Raw genomic sequence first — 19,933 nt, 5'->3', positions numbered from 1 at the left:
TCAATTGAGGCCCTTGTATTTGGCGGCGAGCGCCTTTTCCTTCTCTGTGTCGATCCACCAGGAGTCGGTATCGGCGCCGCGGTAGCTCGGCTGCTTTTCCGGCATGCCGAACTTGTTCCAATAGGCGAGCCAGACCACCGCGCGGTAATATTGCGGCACGACGTAGTAGTTCCACAAAAGCACACGGTCGAGCGCATGGGTGGTGGCGACGAGGTCGTCGCGGTCGGTGGCGAAGATGATGCGGTCGACGAGCGCGTCGACCACCGGGTTCTTGATGCCGGAATAGTTGCGCGATCCCGGCGAATCGGCCGCCTTCGAGCTCCAGAAGTCGCGTTGCTCGTTGCCGGGCGATTCCGATTGGCCGAGTATGCCGATGATCACGTCGTAGTCGAAATGATCGCGGCGGTTGATGTACTGGGACTGGTCGATGATCCGCAGTGTCGCCTCGACGCCGATCTTGCGCAGATTGGCGATCCAGGGACTGGAGATGACCTGGTCGGTGTCTGCCGAGCCCAGTATTTCGAATTTGAACGGCGCGCCGGTCTTGGCGTTCACCATCTTGCCGCCCTTGATCACCCAACCTGCCTTTGCGAACAGCTCGACCGCCGTCTTGAGATTCTTCCGTTCCGCCTGCGGCGAGTCGTAGACCGGCAGCTTGAATTCCTGCGTGAACACCTCCGGCGGCAGCTTGTCGCGGTATTTTTCGAGGATTTCCAGCTCCTTGCCTTGCGGCAGCCCGCTCGACGCCAGCTCCGTGCCCCCGAAATAGCTGTGGGTGCGCGTGTTCGAATTGTAGAACAGCGTGCGGTTCATCGTTTCGAAGTCGAAAGGATAGGTCAGCGCGGCCCGCACCAGCCGGTCCTGGAACATCGGTCGCCGCTGGTTGAGCATGAAAGCCTGCATCGGCTGCGGCGACGTCGTCTTGAATACCTTCTTGATCACGTCGCCGGCGCTGACCGCGGGGAAGTTGTAGGCCGTCGCCCAGCGTCGAGAGCTGTTTTCCGGTTTGATGTCGTCGAGCCCGCCCTTCGTGAAGGCCTGCCACGCGGCATTGTCGTCAAGGATGTAGGTGAAGCGCTGGGTGTCGAAATTCTCGCGGCCGATCTTCACCGGCAGCTTGGCGCCCCAATAGTCGGGCACGCGCTGCCAGACGATCTCCGAGCCCGGCTTGAAGCTGGCGATCTTGTAGGCGCCGGAGCCCAGCGGCGGCTCCAGCGTCGGCCTGGTGATGTCGCGCTTCTTGCCGCTTGCGTCGGTGCCTTCCCACCAGTGCTTCGGCAGCACGACGAGATCGCCGAGAATCTTGGGCAGTTCGCGATTGCCCTTCTGGTTGAAGTGGAATTCGACCTCGCGGTCCGAGATCGCGACCGCCTCGGTCACATTCTCGAAATATCGGCTGTACATCGGGCTATTGGCCTTGAGCACCTGGAACGACCAGACCACGTCGTCGACGGTGATCGGCTGGCCGTCATGCCATTTGGCGCGTCGGTCTAGCCGGTAGGTCGCAGACGAATAGTCGGCCGGGTACTTGTAGGCCTCGGCGACCAGCGGATGGCTGACGCTGCCCTCATCGGTCGCCTGGTCCATCAATGTGTCGTAGAGGAGCCCCCCAGTGAACTGGGCGAAGCCGGCAGCCGGCGACCCCTGCACGATGTAAGGATTGAAGCTGTCGAAGGTGCCGACGACAACGGTGTTGAGGGTGCCGCCCTTCGGCGCGTCCGGATTGACGTAGTCGTAGCGCTGGAAGTTTTCGCCGTATTTGGAAGACCCGATCAGCGAGGAGGTGGTGTGCCACTCGTCGGCGAAGCTCGCCTGCAGGCTGACGGCGAAAGCGCAGGCCAACATAGATGCGAAAAGTGTCCGGGAGCGGCCAACCGTCATGCGTTCTCCTCGTCACGAACCCTAGAGCGTTCATCGTTTCACGGAAACGACAGCCGCCTATCGCCTTGTTTCGACGCAATTCCGGATGGAAAGCCGGTTCCCATTTTTCCTGGAATTGCTCTACCCACCGGCAATCTAGATCATTTGACGCCGGTGAAAACCGCAAGCGCAGCCTTTGTCGCCGCCTATTGCAGGTTTCCTAACAGAAAAAGCCGGGACGAACCCGGCTTTTCCAAGGAACTCTCTATGACAAATTGTTTATTGAGCGGGCGCCGGCGCCGCGGGCTTGGCCGGAGCGGCTCCCTCCGCCGGCTTCGCGGCTTCGGCAGGCTTGGCGCCTTCCGCGGGCTTGGCTTCGGCCGAAGCGCCGGGCTGCGGCAACGGCTTCGGATTGTCCGACAGCGTGCGCAGATAGGCGATGACGTTGGCGCGGTCCTCATCCTTCGGCAGGCCGGCGAAACCCATCGCCGTGCCCTTCACGAACTTCTTCGGCGAGGTGATGAAGTGGTTGAGGTTGTCGTAGGTCCAGTGCTCCTGGCCGCCCTTGGAAAAATCCTTCATGCCGGCCGAATAGGCGAACCCCTCGTGCTCGGCGACGGGGCGGTCGACGATGTCCCAGAGATCCGGGCCGACCTTGTTCGGGCCGCCCTTTTCGCCGGAATGGCAGGCCTGGCACTTCTTGAAGATGGCTGCGCCCGCCTCGGCATTGGCGGTAGCAAGCAGGTCGGCGATCGGCTTGGCTTCCGCCGCGGGAGCAGCCGGGCCGCCTTCGGCCGGCTCCTGGGCCTCGATGGCGAAGCCGGGCTTCTCGGGGGTGGGCGAGGCGAACAGCCCGTCCGAGACGAGACCGATGGAAAAGACGATGAAGCAGGTTCCCAGAAATCCGCCGAGCAGCTTGTTGACTTCGCTGGAATCCATACGCCCCTTGCTCCCTTTTCCGGCGGACCGTCCCGTCCACTCCGTCCGTCGGTATCGCTAACTGCCTCGAAAGGCCAGTCAAACCGGGCGGAAACTAGGTCTTTTGCTCAGGCGTTGCAACACCTATAAGGGCGCTTCCAGTGAGACCTTTTGCCACTTTCCACCCGCGTTTTTCGACTGCTCCAGAATCCGATGTCAACCTTGATCCTGATCCCCGCCCGCATGGCCTCGACGCGCCTGCCGGGCAAGCCGCTGGCCGATATTGCCGGCGCGCCGATGATCGTCCACGTCGCCCGCCGCGCCTCCGAGGCCGGGCTCGGCCGCGTGGTCGTGGCGACCGACACGCAAGCGGTTGCGGAAGCCGTAAGGGCGCATGGGTTCGAGGCGGTCCTGACCCGCTCAGACCACGAATCGGGCTCGGACCGAATCTTCGAGGCGCTGACGGCCCTCGATCCTGAGAAGAAGGTGGAAACGATCGTCAACGTGCAGGGCGACCTGCCGACCATCGATCCCGAGATCATCGGCGCGTCGCTGCGGCCATTCGCGGACAAGGCGGTCGATATCGCCACGCTCGGCGTCGAGATCGTGCGCGACGAGGAGAAGACCAACCACAACGTGGTCAAGATCGTCGGCTCGCCGGTGTCGCCGACACGGCTGAAGGCGCTCTATTTCACCCGCGCCACTGCGCCCTGGGGCGAGGGGCCGCTCTATCACCACATCGGCCTTTACGCCTATCGCCGTGCCGCGCTCGAACGCTTCGTCGCGCTGAAGCCGTCGCCGCTGGAGCGCCGCGAGCGGCTGGAGCAGCTGCGCGCGCTGGAGGCCGGCATGCGCATCGACGCCGAGATCGTCCAATCGATGCCGCTTGGCGTCGACACGCCGCACGATCTCGATCGCGCCAGGCAAATCCTTTCAAGTTGAGAAACAAGCATGACCGCTAAGACCAATAGAATTTCCTTCCAGGGTGAGCCAGGCGCCAACTCCGACACGGCCTGCCGCAACATGTTCCCGTCGATGGAGCCGCTACCCTGCCCGACCTTCGAGGACGCCTTCAACGCGGTCGAGACCGATAAGGCGGAGCTCGCCATGATCCCGATCGAAAACACGATCGCGGGCCGTGTCGCCGACATCCATCACCTGTTGCCGGAATCGAAGCTGCACATCGTCGGCGAATATTTCCTGCCGATCCACTTCCAGCTGATGGTGCTGCCGGGGGTGAAGCGCGATGAGATCAAGACCGTGCACAGCCATATCCATGCGCTGGGCCAGTGCCGCAAATACATCCGCAAGAACGGCTGGAAACCGGTGATCGCCGGCGACACGGCGGGTTCGGCGAAGATGGTGTCCGAGGTCAGGGACCGCACCATGGCCTCGCTGGCGCCGGCTTTGGCCGCCGAGTTCTATGGGCTCGATATCATCGAGAAAAATGTCGAGGACACCGACTCCAACGTCACCCGCTTCGTCGTGCTGACCAAGAACAAGCAATGGGTCGGGCGCCCCGCACCGGACGCCAAGATGATGACGACCTTCATCTTCCGCGTCCGCAACGTGCCGGCCGCGCTCTATAAGGCAATGGGCGGCTTCGCCACCAACGGCATCAACATGACCAAGCTCGAGAGCTACCAGCTCGGCGCCTTCACCGCGACGCTGTTTTACGCCGATATCGAGGGCCACCCGGACGATCCGCTGGTCAAGCTGGCGTTGGATGAATTGCGCTTCTTCTCGCGCGAGATGCGCATCCTCGGCGTCTATCCGGCGAGCGCCTCGCGCGAGCAGTGGAAGGTGGCGGATTAGTCTTTCGCGGGTTGCGGGAAGGCGCCGGCGCAGCGGCCAGCCCCTTCTCCCCGTCTCTAAACGGGAAGAAGTGCCCGGCAGGGCGATGAGGGGCAGCGCTGGCTTCGAATGTTAGGGCATCCGGTTCCGGTCGAGGCCTGAAGCCCCCACTTGGCCTATCCAGCGTCTGCGCTGCCCCTCACCTGCCTGCCGGCATCCTCTCCCTGTATAGTGACGGGGAGAGGGGCGCTGTCATCGATGCTTTCGCCAATCGTCAACACCGCAGCAATGGAGCGGCATGGGCAGCGCCGAATCGATTTTTGACATCGGCGCAAGAACCGCTCTTTGGTCAGCCAAACCCCAGCGGCACGTAGTCGATCTCCATGAACGCCTCGACCTCGGGCACCCAGCGGTCGCGCACGAAGGCGACGTGGTCGGGGTGCTCGTTGTAGCGCGTGTAGGCCGCCTGGTCGGCGAACTCCATCGAGAAGCCGAACTGGTAGTCGTTCTTCGGGCTCACCTGCCGCAACTGCTCGAAATGCGTGACGCCTTTGATCCCGGTCAGGATCTTCTTGGCGTCGTGCAGGAACCGCTTGGTCTCCAGCGACTGCAATGGATGCCTCAGCGTGAACACGACGGTGTGACGGATCATTCTAGGCTCCTATTCGCTATCGACCCAGGCGCGGATGAGGTGATGGGCGATCGCCCCTTTCGGCGGTGTGATCAAGCCATCGGCATGCTGCCTGTCCAGCATCGTGCGCACCTCGTCGCGAAAGAACCAGCGGCAGTCCTCCAGTTCGTTGAGGTCGGCCTGGATATCCTCGTTGAGCGGTTCGCCGAAGCAGCCGATCATCAGCGAATAGGGGAACGGCCAGGGTTGGCTGGCGTGGTAGACGACGCGGCCGAGCCGGATGCCCGCTTCTTCCAGCGTCTCGCGGCGCACCGCCGCCTCGATCGTCTCGCCGGGTTCGATGAAGCCGGCAAGCGCCGAATACATGCCCGGCGCGAAATGCTTGCCGCGCCCCAGCAGGCATTTTTCGCCCGTCACCGTCAGCATGATCGCCACCGGGTCGGTGCGCGGGAAATGGTCGGTGCCGCAAGCCGGGCAATGGCGCCTGTAGCCGCCGGCGCGCATCCCCGAGCGGTTGCCGCATTTCGAGCAGAAGGCGTGGCTTACATGCCAGGCCAGCAGCGCTGCCCCTTGTGCCAGCGCGCCGGCCGCCGCCTCGTCGATCAGCCCCTGCATATAGACGGAACGATAGTCGATCGCCTTGACCGTCTCGGGCAGTTTTTCCGGCTCGACGCCAGCCGGCACCGCCAGCACCGGGCCTTGCTCGGAAAAGCCGAGCAGCACGCCTTGATCGAGGGCCGCTTCGAAAGCTCCGCTTTCATCCGCCTTGAACCAGGGGTCGAACTTGCCGTCATCGAGTTTGAGGTAAAGTCGTCCGGCATGCATCAGCATCAGCCGCGCAGTCTGGTCGGCCAGCGCTTTTTCGACCGCATCGTCGGCGCGGTTCTCGGACTGACGGTCGATCTGGTTGCCGGCGAAACCGACGAATTGGCTCGGCTCGCGCAAGGGCGCGTCAAACAGGCGAAAGCTCATGGGGACTCGGGTGGGCTGAAGGACTCGGGGGTGCTGAATGGACACTGGTCAGCTTATAGCGCCGCCTTGATCGTTTCGGCAAACCGCCTGATATCGGAGCGCTGGTAAGGTTCGCGTATGCCGTGCCCCCAGACCGGTCCCGGCCAGCCGGGATCGCCCTCGGACCGGGCGACGACGTGGACATGCAACTGGCGCACGATGTTGCCGAGCGCGCCGGTGTTGATCTTGGTGCAGCCGGTCACCCGCTTCAGCGCCTGCGCCACCATATTCGTCTCGAAAGTCAGCATCGCCTGGTCGAGCGGCGTCATTTCGTGGATTTCTTCCGTGCCCGGCCGCTGTGGCACCAGCACCAGCCATGGCCAGCGCCGATCATTCATCAGCCTGAGCTCGCACAGCCCCAGCCACATAAGCTGCTCACTGTCCGCCTCCAGCCGGGCGTCCAGCGTAAATCCGGCCTTGAGGCCAGGCAGCATGGGCGTTTCCTTCATTTTTTGTAACATTCTTCAAACCAAGAACGCTAGAGCGGCGGCAAGGTGGCTGCAAGCGATTCATTGACCGCTGTTGGCGATTTGAGGGGCTTCCAGTCTCGATATGGCTGCAGGTTCTGGCTCTGCCCTTGCATTTCGCCGCCGAATTGCCGATATGGAGCGCGGGAGGTTGGTGGTGGACGATCCACTCGCCAACCGGGTCAGGTCCGGAAGGAAGCAGCCCTAACGAGCCCGGAACGGGTCATTGTTCCAGCCTCCCGCCTCTTCGCCTTATTCCCGCGACATTGACGGCGCCAAGCCGTGCGGGCGAGACTATGCGCAGGAATCGGCCGCCTTCCGTCGCGGTCCTTGGAGCTTTTGACGGCGAATGAGCGAAGCCGGAAACTTTGGGACGGAAAAGGCCGGCGCCTATCGCGTGCTGGCGCGCAAATATCGTCCTGCGAATTTTTCCGAGCTGATCGGCCAGGAGCCGATGGTTCGCACGCTGACCAATGCGTTCGCCACCGGCCGCATCGCCCAGGCCTGGATGCTGACCGGCGTGCGCGGTGTCGGCAAGACGACGACCGCGCGCATCCTCGCGCGGGCGCTCAATTACAAGACCGCAACCATCGACCAGCCCTCCGTCGACCTTTCGACCCCCGGCGAGCATTGCCAGGCGATCATGGAAGGCCGCCATGTCGATGTCATCGAAATGGACGCCGCCTCCCATACGGGCATCGACGACATCAGGGATATCATCGACCGCGTGCGCTACGCGCCGGTCTCGGCCCGCTACAAGGTCTACATCATCGACGAAGTGCACATGCTCTCCACCCAGGCCTTCAATGGCCTGCTGAAGACGCTGGAAGAGCCGCCGCCGCACGTCAAATTCATCTTCGCCACCACCGAGATCCGCAAGGTGCCGATCACGGTCCTGTCGCGCTGCCAGCGTTTCGACCTGAGGCGCATCGACGCCGGTGCGCTGGTCGGGCACCTGTCCTCGATAGCCGCCAAGGAAGGCATTTCCGTCGACGACGAGGCCTTGGCGATGATCGCGCGGGCCGCCGAAGGCTCGGCGCGCGATTCGCTTTCCATCCTCGACCAGGCGATCGCTCATGGCAGCGGCGCCGTGAGCGCCGGCGCGGTGCGCGCCATGCTCGGCTTGGCCGATCGCGCCCGCATCATCGACCTGTTCGAGCATGTCATGAAGGGCGACGTCGCCGCGGCCCTGGCCGAATTCCGCGCGCAGTACGACACCGGCGCCGATCCGGCCGCGGTGCTCACCGATCTTGCCGAGTTCAACCATCTCGTCACCCGCTTGCGCTTCGTGCCGGCGGCCGCCGACGACGCCTCGCTGTCCGAGGACGAGCGCCGGCGCGGCGCCGAATTCGCCGGCACGCTCTCGGTGCGCGTGCTGTCGCGAACCTGGCAGATGCTGCTCAAGGGCATTCCCGAGGTGCAGTCTTCCAACCGCCCGGTCAGCGCCGGCGAAATGGTGCTGATCAGGCTGGCGCATGCCGCCGACCTGCCGACGCTGGACGAGGCGTTGAAATCGCTGGAAGGCGCGGGCCCGCTGCCGAATGGCGCGCCGCGCTCCAATGCAGCGCCGGCCGGCAATGGCGGCGGCGCAAGTGCTGTCGCGCAGGCCCGGATGCCGGCTTCCAATGGTGGCGGCGCCCAGGCGATGCGGTTGGTCGAGGCGCAGCCTGTGCCGGAGGCCTTCGTTCCGGCGCCGGAGCCGGTCACTGAGGCGCCTGTCGTTCCGGTCAAATCGCTGGCCGACATTGTTGCGCTTGCCGACGCCAATCGCGACATGGCCTTCAAGGTGCTGCTGAAACGCTGCGTGCGGCCGGTGCGCATCGAGCCCGGCCGTCTCGACGTCACCTTGACCGACGACGCGCCCAAGATGCTGCTCAACGACCTGACCTCCAAGCTGCGTGCCTGGACCGGCCGCAACTGGCTGGTGTCGTTGTCGAAGGAAGAGGGCGGCCAGACATTGGCCGAGATGGAGACGACCAAGCGCGAGAATGCTTTCTCCGACGCCAAGAGCGACCCGACGGTCGCGGCCATCCTCGCCCGCTTCCCCGGCGCCAAGATCATCGACGTACGCATCCCGGACGTGCCGGAAGGGGAAGAGGCCGAGGCTGACCTGCCTGTCGAGCCCGCGGCGGATGACGACGAGACCTGAAACACTTTAGAGGACCACCCCGATGAAAGATCTTCTCGGCCTGATGGGCAAGGCGAAGGAAATGCAGGCCAAGTTCCAGGCCATGCAAGACGAGATTGCCACGCTCGAAGCCACCGGCCAGGCCGGCGGCGGCCTGGTCAGCATCACGCTTACCGGCAAGTTCGAGATGAAGGCGCTGAAGATCGATCCTTCGCTCATCAAGGCGGACGAAGCCGAGATCCTCGAGGACCTCATTCTGGCCGCCCACAATGACGCCAAAAATAAGGTCGAGCAGATCATGCAGGAGAAGACCAAGGCGTTGACGGCGGGCTTGCCGATCCCGCCCGGAATGAAATTGCCGTTCTGAGGCGGCGTCCGCCAGTTAATTGATTATGAACGAAAATTGAGCCCGGGCCACAATATTAACCATTTGCCGGCGTTGTTCACGGGCTCATTTCGCGGCTTTCATAAAGTTTTACCTAAGTCCAGAAGTTGCTAACCTTCTAGCCATCTTTTTGCCTGAAAGAGTCTCATTCTTGCCACATCTCGGGGCGGGCTGGCATCTGGACATGAGGCTTTTTTGGTGATCGCGACGCGATGGAAGACGCCGCTGCTGCTTATCGGCATCGTCACTTCCCCCTTGCTCCTGGCCGGTTGCAGCCAGACCACTTCCTCCCATGGCATGTCGGTGTCGGGTCTGACCGACGCCCTCACGCCGAGTTTCCTCACCACCCGTTCAAGCCACTCGCTGAAGGACAAGGAATGCCTGCAAAGGGCGATGTTCTTCGAGTCCAACCGGTCGAGCCGCGACGGCATGATCGCCGTCGGCACGGTCGTGATGAACCGGCTGCGCTCGGGCCAGCACGGCAGCACCATTTGCGAGGTCGTCGGCGAGAGGGGCCAGTTCGCGCCCGGCGTGCTGACGCGGCCGATGAACTCCAGGGCGCTGCCCGATGTCGAGGAAGCCGCCGATGCGGTGCTGCGAGGCGAGCGCAAGGCCAAGCTCAAGAACACGATGTATTTCCACACCGCCGGCCTGCGTTTCCCCTACAACAACATGCATTACACGATGGTGGCCGGCGGCAACGCCTTCTATGAGAAGCGCGGCCGTAACTGGCAGCCGTTGCCGGACGAGCCGATGGTCGCCATGAACGTGGGCGACCAGCAGAAGTCCGGCCGCCAGAAGCCCGCGGCCGCCGCGCCGGTGCTCGTCGCCTCCGCCGAGCCGGTCGTCAAGACGATCGTCCGCCCGGATCCGGCAAAGCAGGCCGCCATGGCAGCCGCGCGAACCGAAGACGCTTCCGCCTATGTGACGGCTTCTGTTGCACCGGCCGCCCCATCATCCACAAAGTCGGGCCGTCTCGCGCAGAAACAGACGGTGGTGGCGATGCAGGAGCCGATGGCCGAACCGGACGCCTCGCGTTTCGGCGGCACGCTCAAGGGCCGCTACGTCACTTCGGTGCCCGACGCGCCGCAGGAAGCGTCGATGGGCTTCCAGTCGACGCCTGAGAACACCGACGCCATCGGTGCGATGATCGTCAGCCAGGACCGGCCGCTCGAAACCAACTGAAGCTAGATTTCATCCGACACAGGGCCCGCCATGGCAGCATGGCGGGCCATCAATTTCGCTGGCTGTTCCAAACCGCTCTGAAAAATCCTAGATCAGAGCGATGTCGAAGAGAATCGCCGGTCCGGAAATCGAACGCCTGATCCAGCTCCTGGCCAAGGTGCCGGGACTTGGGCCGCGTTCGGCCAGACGTGCGGCGCTTCATCTCATCAAGAAGAAGGAACAGCTGCTCGAGCCTTTAGCCGCCGCCATGGGCGAAGCGGTCGACAAGGTCCGCATCTGCTCGACCTGCGGCAATGTCGACACCTCCGACCCTTGCATGATCTGCACCGATCCGCGCCGCGATGCCGGCACGCTGATCGTCGTCGAGGACGTCTCCGACCTCTGGGCGCTGGAGCGCGCCGCCGCCATGAACGTGCGCTACCATGTTCTCGGCGGCACGCTGTCGCCGCTCGACGGCATCGGTCCTGACCAGCTCAATATCCGCACATTGGTCGACCGCGTCGCCGGCGGCGAGGTGAAGGAAGTGATCCTTGCAGTCAACGCGACCGTCGAGGGACAGACCACGGCGCACTACCTCACGGATCAGTTGTCCGGCTTCGAGATCAAGGTGACACGGCTCGCGCATGGCGTCCCGGTCGGCGGCGAGCTCGACTATCTCGACGAAGGCACTCTGGCCGCGGCGCTGAGGTCGAGGACGGCGTTTTGAGGGGAGAAGTCGGTGACGGGCGAATTTTCTCAAACGATTGGACTCCGTCACACCCCCCTCTGCCCTGCCGGGCATCTCCCCCGCAAGGGGGGAGATTGGCAGTTTCGTCCCCGGCTCTCTTTCTGCAACGTTGGTGATTGGCGAAAGCCTGCGCGCCATCCGATCTCCCCCCTTGCGGGGGAGATGTCCGGCAGGACAGAGGGGGGTGTGAAGGAACACTGCCTTTGGCTATTGGCCGCTGCTTTCTTTCTGACCGCTTTGGTTTTTACTTTCACCACTCCCTCTCACGCCGCCCCCATCGACGACCAGTTCCAGGCTTGGCTGCAAACCGACCTCTGGCCCGAAGCCAAGTCCAAAGACATCTCCAAGAAAACCTTCGACGCCGCCTTTCTCGGCGTGAAGCCGAATCTCAAGCTGCCGGACCTTGTCCTGCCCGGCGAGACCCCGACTACACCTGAGAAGCAGCATCAGGCGGAATTCGGTCCGCCCGCCAACTATTTCGCCGAGAAGATCATCCGCGCCGTCACGACCGGCGGGCGGGCGCGCGAAAGCGCCAACGTGCGGGTGCTCGGGCTGATCGAGAAGCGCTATGGCGTGCCGGGCGAGATCGTGCTGGCGATCTGGGGCCGCGAGACCGGCTTCGGCGCGGCCAAGATGCCATACGATGCCTTCGAGGTGCTGGGCACCAAGGCGTTCATGTCGACGAAGAAGGATTTCTTCCGCACTGAGGTGCTGGCTGCGCTCGAAATCGTCGAACGCGGCCTGGCGCCGGTCAACGCCATGAAGTCGTCCTGGGCCGGCGCTCTCGGCCAGCCGCAATTCATGCCGACTTCCTTCTTGAAACATGCCGTCGACTTCGACGGCGACGGACGGCCCGACATCTGGAATTCGACGCCCGACGTGCTCGCCTCGATCGCCAATTACCTCGTCCACTATGGCTGGGTGAGGGGGCGCGGCTGGGGGGCTGAGGTGACGGTGCCGGCAAATGTCTCCTGCTCGCTCGAAGGACCCGACCAGGGCAAGAAGATTTCGGATTGGGTGGCGATGGGCATCAGGCGCGTCGACGGCAAGGCGTTCCAGGCCAGCGAATTGAAGGCTGAGGGCTTGCTGCTGATGCCGGCCGGGCGCAGCGGTCCGGCCTTCATCGTCACGCCGAACTTTTATGTGCTGAAGCAATATAACAACAGCGATCTCTACGGCCTGTTCATTGGCCATGCGGCCGACCGCATCGCCAAAGGCGACGCCATTTTTGCCGGCAGCTGGGGCGCGGTCGGCGACCTGCACCGGTCAGATATCGCGGCCCTTCAGCGCGCGCTGGAGGCGAAGGGCTACGATGTCGGCAGCGCCGACGGCCTGCCCGGCTTCAAGACCCGCCGCTCGATTGGCTCCTGGCAGGCAAAGAGCGGCAAGCCAGCGACCTGTTTTCCCGACGCAAGCCTGGTTGCGCAGCTGAAATAGCCGTGCATCCGGGCCGCCGACTGCGGCGGATTTTTTCCCGATTTCCGGCTTCGATTAGCCGGCGCATAGGCCGACTCGTTGCGGTCGATTCTGATCCAGTGCGCTGTCTTGCAAATGCCCGTTGCCGGTTTGAGCGGTGCCGAATAGGGTGTTGACCAACTGGACAAAAAACACGACGGTAAGCGGTCAAAGCCGGTGACGGCTCTGCAAAAAACAATACAGCCCTGAGCCGGGAACTCGGGTCAACAAAACAGGGAACGATCACTATGATGCTGGAAAAGTTTGCTCTCCGCTCTCGCGCCTTGCTAGCGGGCGCCGCGTTGTCCGCGCTGCTCGTCGCACCCGCTTTCGCGGTTACGCCCGCCGACACGCTGGTCGAGGGCTTTGCCATCGACGACATCATCACGATGGATCCGGGCGAAGCGTTCGAGCTGTCGACGGCCGAAGTCACCGGCAACACTTATGATCTCCTGGTCCGCCTGGATCTCAGCGACACCTCCAAGGTCAAGGGCGACCTCGCCGAGAGCTGGACCGTTTCCGATGACGGCCTGACCTACACCTTCAAGCTCAAGCCCGGCATGAAGTTCGCCTCCGGCAATCCGATCACCGCGGCCGATGTCGCCTATTCCTTCGAACGCGCCATCAAGCTCGACAAGAGCCCGGCCTTCATCATCGGCCAATTCGGCATCAGCGGCGATAACGTCACCGAAAAGGCGAAGGCCGTCGACGACACCACCTTCCAGTTCGTCGTCGACAAGCCCTATGCGCCGAGCTTCGTGCTCAACTGCCTGTCGGCCACGGTCGCCTCGATCGTGGATGCCAAGCTGGTCAAGGAACATGTCGCCGCTGCAACGCCTAGCGCCGACTACAAATGGGACAACGACTTCGGCAACGCCTGGCTGAAGACCGGCTATGCCGGCTCGGGCCAATACAAGCTGCGCGAATGGCGCGCCAACGAAGCCGTCGTTCTCGAGCGCAACGACAATTACAATGGCGAGAAGGCCAAGCTTGCCCGCGTTATCTACCGCAACATGAAGGAAAGCTCGGCACAGCGCCTGGCGCTCGAAGCCGGCGATATCGACGTCGCCCGCAACCTCGAGCCGAACGATCTCGACGCCATCGCCAAGAACGCCGATCTCACCACCACCAGCGCGCCGAAGGGCACGGTCTTTTACATCAGCCTCAACCAGAAGAACGCTAACCTCGCCAAGCCTGAGGTGCGCCAAGCCTTCAAATACCTGGTTGACTATGATGCACTGAGCTCGACCATCCTCAAGGGCATCGGCGAAATCCACCAGACCTTCCTGCCCAAGGGCGTCCTGGGTGAACTGGACGAAAACCCGTTCAAGCTCGACGTCGCCAAGGCCAAGGAACTGTTGGCCAAGGCCGGCCTGCCGGACGGCTTCAAGGTGACCATGGACGTGCGCACCGGCCAGCCGTACACGGGCATGGCGGAATCGATCCAGCAGACTCTCGGCCAGGCGGGCATCAAGCTGGAGATCATCCCTGGCGATGGCAAGCAGACGCTGACCAAATACCGTGCCCGCAACCACGACATCTATATCGGCCAGTGGGGCCAGGACTATTTCGACCCGAACTCCAACGCCCAGACCTTCGCCTCGAATCCGGACAATTCGGATGCCGGCAAGTCTCATACGCTTGCCTGGCGCAATAGCTGGGACATTCCGGACTTGACCAAGGAAACCGAAGCGGCTTTGCTCGAGAAGGATTCGGGCAAGCGCGCTGACATGTACAAGAACCTCGAGAAGAAAATTCTCGACACCAGCCCCTTCGTCATCATCCACCAGCAATTGGAAGTGGCCGGACTGCGCAAAAACCTCAAGGGCTTCGCGCTCGGCCCGAGCTTCGACACCAACTTCGTCTGGCCGGTCTCGAAGCAGTAGTCTCGGCGGACGATACGCGTGAGCGTAGCCGACAATCAGCTGGCGACGGCAGGGCGCGGCAGCGACCGTGCCGTCGCGGTCGCCTCGTCGATCGGCCGCTTCCTGGTCATCGCGGTGACGACCTATCTCGGTCTTCTCGCGGTCACCTTCTTCATTGGCCGCGTCATCCCCATCGATCCGGTTCTCGCCGTTCTGGGTGACAGGGCTCCCACCGCAGTCGTCGAGCGCACGCGCCGCGAAATGGGCCTCGATCTGCCCTGGATCGAGCAATTCTACATCTATGTCAAACACGCTCTGAGCGGCGATTTCGGCACCTCGGTGCTGACCACCAATCCGGTGATGTCCGACATCCGCCGTGTCTTCCCGGCCACCATCGAGCTCGCGACGCTGGGCACGCTGATCGGCACCATTATTGGCGTGCCGCTCGGCGTGCTGGCCGCCGTCAAACGCGGCAGCCTGATCGACCAGGTCGCCCGGATCGTCGGCCTCATCGGCTATTCCGTGCCGATCTTCTGGCTCGGCCTGCTGGGGCTGGTGCTGTTCTACGCCAAGCTGCAGTGGATCGCTTTCCCGGCGCGGCTCGATGTCGTCTACGAATACACCTTCACGCCGATCACCGGCTTCTACCTGCTCGATGCCGCGATCCAGGGGCAGTGGGACGTTTTCTACGACGCCTGGCGCCACATCGTCCTGCCGGCCGCGCTGCTCGGCTATCTGTCGCTCGCCTATATCAGCCGCATGACCCGCTCCTTCATGCTGAACGAGTTGGCGCAGGAATACATCGTCGCGGCGCGCGCCAAGGGCCTGTCGGAGACGCGCATCATCTGGGGTCACGCGCTGCGCAACGCCGCGGTGCCGATGGTGACGGTGATAGCGCTTTCCTATGCCAGCCTGCTCGAAGGCTCGGTGCTGACCGAGACCGTTTTCTCCTGGCCGGGCATCGGGCTTTACATCACCAATTCGCTGCAGAATGCCGACATGAACGCCGTGCTCGGCGGCACCATCATCATCGGCTCGGTCTTCATCGCCATCAACCTTCTGTCCGATCTGCTCTACAAGCTCCTCGATCCAAGGACGAAGGCAGGATGAGCGCTGAAGCCATTCAATCCCGCCGCGCGTGGCTGCTCAGCGACCGGCCGGCCTCGCGCCTGCAGGCGAGGCTCGGCCGCGCCTATGTCGCCTGGCGGCGCTTCTCCGCCAACCGGTTGGCGCTGGTCGGCTTGCTCATCATTCTCGCGCTGGTGATGGTTGCCGCCCTTGCCGGCGTGCTGGCGCCCTACTCGGCGACCGTGGGCGACCTCAAGAATGCCCGCCTGCTGGCGCCGAGCGCCACGCACTGGTTCGGCACCGACGACCTCGGCCGCGATATCTATTCGCGTATCATCTACGGCTCGCGCTGGACGCTCTATGTCGTGATCCTGGTCGCCATCATCGCCGCGCCCATCGGCCTTCTGGTCGGCACGATCGCCGGTTATGCCGGCGGCTGGACCGACGCGGTCCTGATGCGTGTCACCGACATCTTCCTCGCCTTTCCGAAACTGGTGCTGGCGCTGGCCTTCGTCGCGGCATTGGGACCTGGCATCGAAAACGCGGTGCTGGCGATCGCCATCACCTCTTGGCCGCCCTATGCGCGAATCGCGCGCGCCGAGACGCTGACGGTGCGCAACTCCGACTACATCAAGGCGGTGCAACTGATGGGCGCCTCGCCCTTCCGCATCGTGCTGCGCCACATCATGCCGCTCTGCATCTCCTCGCTGATCATCCGGGTGACGCTCGACATGGCTGGCATCATCCTCACCGCCGCCGGGCTCGGCTTCCTCGGCCTCGGCGCGCAGCCGCCGCTGCCCGAATGGGGCACGATGATCGCATCGGGCCGCCGCTTCATCCTCGATCAATGGTGGGTCGCGGGCGCGCCGGGCTTCGCCATCCTGATCGTCAGCCTCGGCTTCAACCTGCTCGGCGACGGACTGCGCGACGCACTCGACCCCCGGAGCGGCGATCAATGAGTGGCGATCAATGAGCGACACGCTTCTCGAAGTCGACGATCTGCGCGTCACCTTCCCGACCCGCACCGGCCTCGTGCAGGCCGTCCGCGGCGTCTCCTTCTCGCTCGGCCGCGAACGTCTCGGCATCGTCGGCGAGAGCGGCTCCGGCAAGTCGCAGACCGGCCGCGCCATCATGGGCCTCACCCCGCCGCAGGCCGAGGTTTCGGCGAAGAAGCTCAATCTCGACGGCATCGATTTGCTTTCCATATCGCCGCGTGAACGGCGCGCGTTGCGCGGCAACCGCATCGCCATGATCCTGCAGGATCCGAAATACTCGCTCGACCCGGTGATGAGCATCGGCCGGCAGATCGTCGAGACGCTGCGCACGCATGAGAAGGTCTCGAAGGCTGAAGCCCGCGAGCGGGCATTGGCGATGTTGCAGGCGGTGCAGATCCGCGATCCGGCGCGCGTCTTCGATCTTTACCCGCACGAGGTCTCGGGCGGCATGGGCCAGCGCGCCATGATCGCCATGATGCTGATCGCCGGGCCGGAGCTGATGATCGCCGACGAGCCGACCTCGGCGCTCGACGTCACCGTGCAACTGGACGTGCTGAACATCCTCGACAAGCTGGTCAGCGAGCGCGGCATGGGCCTGATCTTCATCTCGCACGATCTGCGCCTGGTTTCCTCCTTCTGCGACCGCGTCGTCGTCATGTATGCCGGCAAGGTCGTCGAGCAGATCAAGGCTTCCGAACTGCGCGATGCCCGGCATCCCTACACGCGCGGCCTGCTCAACTGCATGCCGAAGATCGGCTTCGAACGCCATCCGCTGCCGGTGCTCGATCGCAAGCCGGAATGGGCGGCATGACGGCCGTGATCGCCATCGAAGGGCTGGAAGTGGTGTTCGACCGCTTCCGCGCGCTGAAGGGCGTCAGCCTCGAAGTGCGGGAAGGCGAGTCCTACGGCCTGGTCGGCGAAAGCGGCTCCGGCAAGTCGACGCTGCTGAGGGCCATCACCGGCCTCGCGCCGGTTTCCTCGGGCACCATCACCGTCAACGGCAAGAGGCTCGGCAAGACCCGCGACAAGGCCTTTTACCGTGAAGTGCAGATGGTCTTCCAGGATCCGTACGGCTCGCTGCATCCGCGCCAGACGGTCGACCGGCTGCTGCAGGAGCCCTTGGCCATCCACGGCATTGCCGACGGCGAGAAGCGCATCGAGCGCGCGCTGGACGAGGTCGGCCTCGGCAAAGGCTTCCGCTTCCGCTACGCGCACCAGCTCTCTGGCGGCCAGCGCCAGCGCGTGGCGATTGCCCGCGCGCTGATCCTCGAACCCTCGATCCTTCTGCTCGACGAGCCGACCTCGGCGCTCGATGCCTCGGTTCAGGCGGAGGTGCTGAACCTGCTCGAAGAGGTGCGGCGCCGTCGCAAGCTCACCTTCCTGATGGTCAGCCACGACCTCGCCATCATCACCCACATGTGCGAGCGGCTGATGGTGATGCAGAACGGCGAGGCGGTGGAAACGCTGACGGCAAGCCAGTTGATCGGGCATCGGGTGAGCGCGGACTATACGCGCAATTTGCTGAGGGCGAGCGAAGGGTTTGTGAGGGTGTAGCTCCATAGGTCGAGTTTCGTCACAATCCCTCTGTCCTTCCGGACATCTCCCTCGCAAGGCGGGAGATCAGCAGTTCTTGCGCTCCGCTCTGCAGTGTGATCACCGTGCCGGCGATGATGCCGCCCATCCTCGAGGCAGGCCCAATCGACTGGGCCATGGTGCCGACTTGAGCAAAACGTGAAATAAGGTCAGAAGAGGCTTGCAGCGGCATCAACAACAACGGGCCTAATCTCGATAAGGGACAGCCTGATGAGGGACGAGATGAAGAATTCAGCCATTTCCGAGCGCAAGAACCAGTCGATCTCGCGCGGCGTCGGCATGACCACCCAGATCTATGCCGATCGGGCCGAGAATTCGGAAATCTGGGACGTCGAGGGCCGCCGCTATATCGACTTCTCGTCGGGCATCGCGGTCGTCAACACCGGCCACCGCCATCCGAAGGTGATCGAGGCGGTCAAGGCGCAGCTCGACCGCTTCACACACACCTGCCACCAGGTCGTGCCATATGAGAGCTACGTGCATTTGGCCGAGCGCCTGAACGGCATGCTGCCCGGCAAGTTCGACAAGAAGACGGTGTTCGTCACCACCGGCGCCGAGGCGGTCGAGAACGCCATCAAGATCGCCCGCAACGCCACCGGCCGCCAGGCGGTCATCGCCTTTTCCGGCGGTTTCCACGGCCGCACCTTCATGGGCATGGCGCTGACCGGCAAGGTCGTGCCTTACAAGGTCGGCTTCGGCGCAATGCCCGCCGATGTCTTCCATGCGCCGTTCCCGGTCGCGCTGCACGGTGTGTCCGTCGCGGATTCGCTCGCCGCGCTCGACAAGCTGTTCAAGGCCGATGTCGACCCGGGCCGTGTAGCGGCCATCATCCTCGAGCCGGTGCAGGGCGAGGGCGGCTTCTACGAAGCGCCGCGCGATTTCATGGCGGCGCTTCGCAAGATCTGCGACCAGCATGGCATCCTGTTGATCGCCGACGAGGTGCAGACCGGCTTTGCCCGTACCGGCAAGATGTTCGCCATGGATCATCACGACGTGGCGCCCGATCTCACCACCATGGCCAAGAGCCTTGCCGGCGGCTTCCCGCTCTCGGCCGTCACCGGCCGTGCCGAGATCATGGACGCGCCCGGCCCCGGCGGGCTTGGCGGCACCTATGGCGGCAGCCCGATCGGCGTCGCCGCCGCGCACGCCGTGCTCGACGTCATCGAGGAGGAAAAGCTCTGCGACCGCGCCAACACGCTGGGCAGCCGGCTGAAGCAGCGGCTGGACTCGATCCGCGACGACGTGCCGGAGATCGTCGATATCCGCGGTCCGGGCTTCATGAACGCCGTCGAGTTCAACGATGTGAAGAAGGGCCTGCCGTCGGCGGAGTTCGCCAACGCGGTGCGGTTGAAGGCGCTGGACAAGGGCCTCATCCTGCTCACCTGCGGCGTCTACGGCAACGTCATCCGCTTCCTGTCGCCGATCACCATCCAGGACGGCGTCATGACCGAGGCGCTGGATATTCTGGAGACATCGATCCGCGAGGCTCGCGCGGCTTAAAAGCGGTGTAGCGTTCTCCTGACGGTCTGCGCCGGTGCGCGAGCGAGCCGTCAGGAGCTCGGATTTTTGTAACCAGGCTGGAATATCCATCTTGGCGTGAAGGATCCGTCACGCCAGTTTATCGGCGCCGCGCTCGGTTTCGCAGCGCAGCGAAATAGTCGTCGTCAACCGGAGTCCCCGGCGCCGATGATGCGCCCTCGAGGAGTAAGCCGCGCAGAAGGTGACGATCCTGGTCGTGGCGGATCAATTCACGCACATACTCGCTGCTCGTACCGTAGCCGCGCTCAGTCACTTGCCGGTCGACAAAATGCTTCAAGCCGTCGGGCAATGAGATATTGATCGTGTTCATTC

19 protein-coding genes and 1 other RNA gene are annotated in these 19,933 nt (G+C 63.6%); 14 read left to right on the top strand and 6 right to left on the bottom strand.

The annotated features are described in order from the left end of the window. Positions 1 to 1,881, bottom strand: coding sequence for an extracellular solute-binding protein (locus YU3_RS0109110; protein ID WP_027165940.1), 1,881 nt, complete (start codon positions 1,879 to 1,881; stop codon positions 1 to 3). A 258-nt stretch (positions 1,882 to 2,139) separates the two neighbouring features. Further along, positions 2,140 to 2,799: a cytochrome c family protein gene (locus YU3_RS0109105; protein WP_027165939.1), complete on the bottom strand. Its 660-nt coding sequence runs from the start codon at positions 2,797 to 2,799 to the stop codon at positions 2,140 to 2,142. Between the two features lie 192 nt (positions 2,800 to 2,991). Between YU3_RS0109105 and YU3_RS0109100 the strand changes: the two genes are divergently transcribed. Next, positions 2,992 to 3,720, top strand: coding sequence for a 3-deoxy-manno-octulosonate cytidylyltransferase (locus YU3_RS0109100; RefSeq protein ID WP_027165938.1), 729 nt, complete (start codon positions 2,992 to 2,994; stop codon positions 3,718 to 3,720). Between the two features lie 9 nt (positions 3,721 to 3,729). Then, entirely contained in the window at positions 3,730 to 4,593 is an 864-nt protein-coding gene (locus YU3_RS0109095; RefSeq protein ID WP_027165937.1) for a prephenate dehydratase, read from the top strand. Between the two features lie 328 nt (positions 4,594 to 4,921). Here YU3_RS0109095 and YU3_RS0109090 read toward each other — a convergent pair whose 3' ends face one another. The 3 genes from YU3_RS0109090 to YU3_RS0109080 are packed head-to-tail and all read right to left on the bottom strand — an operon-like array spanning position 4,922 to position 6,648. Beyond that, positions 4,922 to 5,224 (bottom strand): Dabb family protein, encoded by a 303-nt coding sequence (locus tag YU3_RS0109090; RefSeq protein ID WP_027165936.1) that lies wholly within the window; start codon positions 5,222 to 5,224, stop codon positions 4,922 to 4,924. Positions 5,225 to 5,233: 9 nt separating this feature from the next. After that, positions 5,234 to 6,175 (bottom strand): NAD(+) diphosphatase, encoded by a 942-nt coding sequence (nudC, locus tag YU3_RS0109085; RefSeq protein WP_027165935.1) that lies wholly within the window; start codon positions 6,173 to 6,175, stop codon positions 5,234 to 5,236. Between the two features lie 53 nt (positions 6,176 to 6,228). Continuing rightward, positions 6,229 to 6,648, bottom strand: coding sequence for an HIT family protein (locus tag YU3_RS0109080; protein WP_027165934.1), 420 nt, complete (start codon positions 6,646 to 6,648; stop codon positions 6,229 to 6,231). A 179-nt stretch (positions 6,649 to 6,827) separates the two neighbouring features. Here YU3_RS0109080 and ffs point away from each other — a divergent pair. The 12 genes from ffs to YU3_RS0109020 all read left to right on the top strand — a co-directional run bounded on the left by ffs (position 6,828) and on the right by YU3_RS0109020 (position 19,582). Beyond that, positions 6,828 to 6,924, top strand: an RNA gene (gene ffs, locus YU3_RS39165) — signal recognition particle sRNA small type. Between the two features lie 106 nt (positions 6,925 to 7,030). Continuing rightward, positions 7,031 to 8,830 carry a DNA polymerase III subunit gamma/tau gene (locus YU3_RS0109075; protein ID WP_027165933.1) on the top strand — a complete coding sequence of 600 codons (1,800 nt, stop codon included), beginning with the start codon at positions 7,031 to 7,033 and terminating at the stop codon, positions 8,828 to 8,830. A gap of 22 nt (positions 8,831 to 8,852) precedes the next feature. Further along, positions 8,853 to 9,176 carry a YbaB/EbfC family nucleoid-associated protein gene (locus tag YU3_RS0109070; RefSeq protein ID WP_027165932.1) on the top strand — a complete coding sequence of 108 codons (324 nt, stop codon included), beginning with the start codon at positions 8,853 to 8,855 and terminating at the stop codon, positions 9,174 to 9,176. Positions 9,177 to 9,392: 216 nt separating this feature from the next. Beyond that, positions 9,393 to 10,379 carry a cell wall hydrolase gene (locus YU3_RS0109065; protein ID WP_027165931.1) on the top strand — a complete coding sequence of 329 codons (987 nt, stop codon included), beginning with the start codon at positions 9,393 to 9,395 and terminating at the stop codon, positions 10,377 to 10,379. A gap of 100 nt (positions 10,380 to 10,479) precedes the next feature. Further along, the gene (gene recR, locus YU3_RS0109060) at positions 10,480 to 11,085 is read left to right on the top strand and encodes a recombination mediator RecR (RefSeq protein ID WP_027165930.1); all 606 of its coding nucleotides are present in this window, start codon (positions 10,480 to 10,482) and stop codon (positions 11,083 to 11,085) included. A gap of 183 nt (positions 11,086 to 11,268) precedes the next feature. Beyond that, positions 11,269 to 12,543, top strand: coding sequence for a lytic murein transglycosylase (locus YU3_RS0109055; protein ID WP_027165929.1), 1,275 nt, complete (start codon positions 11,269 to 11,271; stop codon positions 12,541 to 12,543). Between the two features lie 269 nt (positions 12,544 to 12,812). Then, positions 12,813 to 14,447 carry an ABC transporter substrate-binding protein gene (locus YU3_RS0109050; protein WP_027165928.1) on the top strand — a complete coding sequence of 545 codons (1,635 nt, stop codon included), beginning with the start codon at positions 12,813 to 12,815 and terminating at the stop codon, positions 14,445 to 14,447. An 18-nt stretch (positions 14,448 to 14,465) separates the two neighbouring features. Further along, the gene (locus tag YU3_RS0109045; protein WP_027165927.1) at positions 14,466 to 15,536 is read left to right on the top strand and encodes an ABC transporter permease; all 1,071 of its coding nucleotides are present in this window, start codon (positions 14,466 to 14,468) and stop codon (positions 15,534 to 15,536) included. Further along, entirely contained in the window at positions 15,533 to 16,453 is a 921-nt protein-coding gene (gene nikC, locus YU3_RS0109040) for a nickel transporter permease (RefSeq protein WP_027165926.1), read from the top strand. The genes YU3_RS0109045 and nikC overlap by 4 nt, the downstream gene beginning before the upstream one ends. Positions 16,454 to 16,463: 10 nt before the next feature. Continuing rightward, positions 16,464 to 17,300, top strand: coding sequence for an ABC transporter ATP-binding protein (locus tag YU3_RS0109035; protein WP_027165925.1), 837 nt, complete (start codon positions 16,464 to 16,466; stop codon positions 17,298 to 17,300). Further along, complete coding sequence (locus YU3_RS0109030; RefSeq protein ID WP_027165924.1) at positions 17,297 to 18,043, top strand: ABC transporter ATP-binding protein; 747 nt, start codon at positions 17,297 to 17,299, stop codon at positions 18,041 to 18,043. The genes YU3_RS0109035 and YU3_RS0109030 overlap by 4 nt, the downstream gene beginning before the upstream one ends. Before the next feature lie 261 nt (positions 18,044 to 18,304). Further along, positions 18,305 to 19,582 carry a 4-aminobutyrate--2-oxoglutarate transaminase gene (locus YU3_RS0109020; RefSeq protein ID WP_027165922.1) on the top strand — a complete coding sequence of 426 codons (1,278 nt, stop codon included), beginning with the start codon at positions 18,305 to 18,307 and terminating at the stop codon, positions 19,580 to 19,582. Positions 19,583 to 19,700: 118 nt separating this feature from the next. On the opposite strand, the gene YU3_RS0109015 is transcribed toward YU3_RS0109020, so the two are convergent. Further along, the gene (locus tag YU3_RS0109015) at positions 19,701 to 19,931 is read right to left on the bottom strand and encodes a type II toxin-antitoxin system ParD family antitoxin (protein WP_027165921.1); all 231 of its coding nucleotides are present in this window, start codon (positions 19,929 to 19,931) and stop codon (positions 19,701 to 19,703) included. Positions 19,932 to 19,933: the final 2 nt, after the last annotated feature.

The organism is Mesorhizobium sp. WSM3224 (assembly GCF_000427725.1).
Classification (GTDB): domain Bacteria; phylum Pseudomonadota; class Alphaproteobacteria; order Rhizobiales; family Rhizobiaceae; genus Mesorhizobium.
Note: the sequence above shows the minus strand (reverse complement) of the source record. Positions and strands in the feature narration are given on the sequence as shown.

Excerpts from the sequence above, each read along its gene's own strand:
- YU3_RS0109100 (WP_027165938.1), top strand. The coding sequence starts at position 2,992 with ATGTCAACCTTGATCCTGATCCCCGCCCGCATGGCCTCGACGCGCCTG.
- YU3_RS0109110 (WP_027165940.1), bottom strand. The coding sequence starts at position 1,881 with ATGACGGTTGGCCGCTCCCGGACACTTTTCGCATCTATGTTGGCCTGC.
- YU3_RS0109075 (WP_027165933.1), top strand. The coding sequence starts at position 7,031 with ATGAGCGAAGCCGGAAACTTTGGGACGGAAAAGGCCGGCGCCTATCGC.
- YU3_RS0109105 (WP_027165939.1), bottom strand. The coding sequence starts at position 2,799 with ATGGATTCCAGCGAAGTCAACAAGCTGCTCGGCGGATTTCTGGGAACC.
- YU3_RS0109020 (WP_027165922.1), top strand. The coding sequence starts at position 18,305 with ATGAAGAATTCAGCCATTTCCGAGCGCAAGAACCAGTCGATCTCGCGC.
- nikC (WP_027165926.1), top strand. The coding sequence starts at position 15,533 with ATGAGCGCTGAAGCCATTCAATCCCGCCGCGCGTGGCTGCTCAGCGAC.
- YU3_RS0109070 (WP_027165932.1), top strand. The coding sequence starts at position 8,853 with ATGAAAGATCTTCTCGGCCTGATGGGCAAGGCGAAGGAAATGCAGGCC.
- YU3_RS0109095 (WP_027165937.1), top strand. The coding sequence starts at position 3,730 with ATGACCGCTAAGACCAATAGAATTTCCTTCCAGGGTGAGCCAGGCGCC.
- recR (WP_027165930.1), top strand. The coding sequence starts at position 10,480 with ATGTCGAAGAGAATCGCCGGTCCGGAAATCGAACGCCTGATCCAGCTC.
- YU3_RS0109035 (WP_027165925.1), top strand. The coding sequence starts at position 16,464 with ATGAGCGACACGCTTCTCGAAGTCGACGATCTGCGCGTCACCTTCCCG.
- YU3_RS0109015 (WP_027165921.1), bottom strand. The coding sequence starts at position 19,931 with ATGAACACGATCAATATCTCATTGCCCGACGGCTTGAAGCATTTTGTC.
- YU3_RS0109090 (WP_027165936.1), bottom strand. The coding sequence starts at position 5,224 with ATGATCCGTCACACCGTCGTGTTCACGCTGAGGCATCCATTGCAGTCG.
- YU3_RS0109080 (WP_027165934.1), bottom strand. The coding sequence starts at position 6,648 with ATGCTGCCTGGCCTCAAGGCCGGATTTACGCTGGACGCCCGGCTGGAG.
- YU3_RS0109055 (WP_027165929.1), top strand. The coding sequence starts at position 11,269 with ATGTCCGGCAGGACAGAGGGGGGTGTGAAGGAACACTGCCTTTGGCTA.
- YU3_RS0109030 (WP_027165924.1), top strand. The coding sequence starts at position 17,297 with ATGACGGCCGTGATCGCCATCGAAGGGCTGGAAGTGGTGTTCGACCGC.
- YU3_RS0109050 (WP_027165928.1), top strand. The coding sequence starts at position 12,813 with ATGCTGGAAAAGTTTGCTCTCCGCTCTCGCGCCTTGCTAGCGGGCGCC.
- nudC (WP_027165935.1), bottom strand. The coding sequence starts at position 6,175 with ATGAGCTTTCGCCTGTTTGACGCGCCCTTGCGCGAGCCGAGCCAATTC.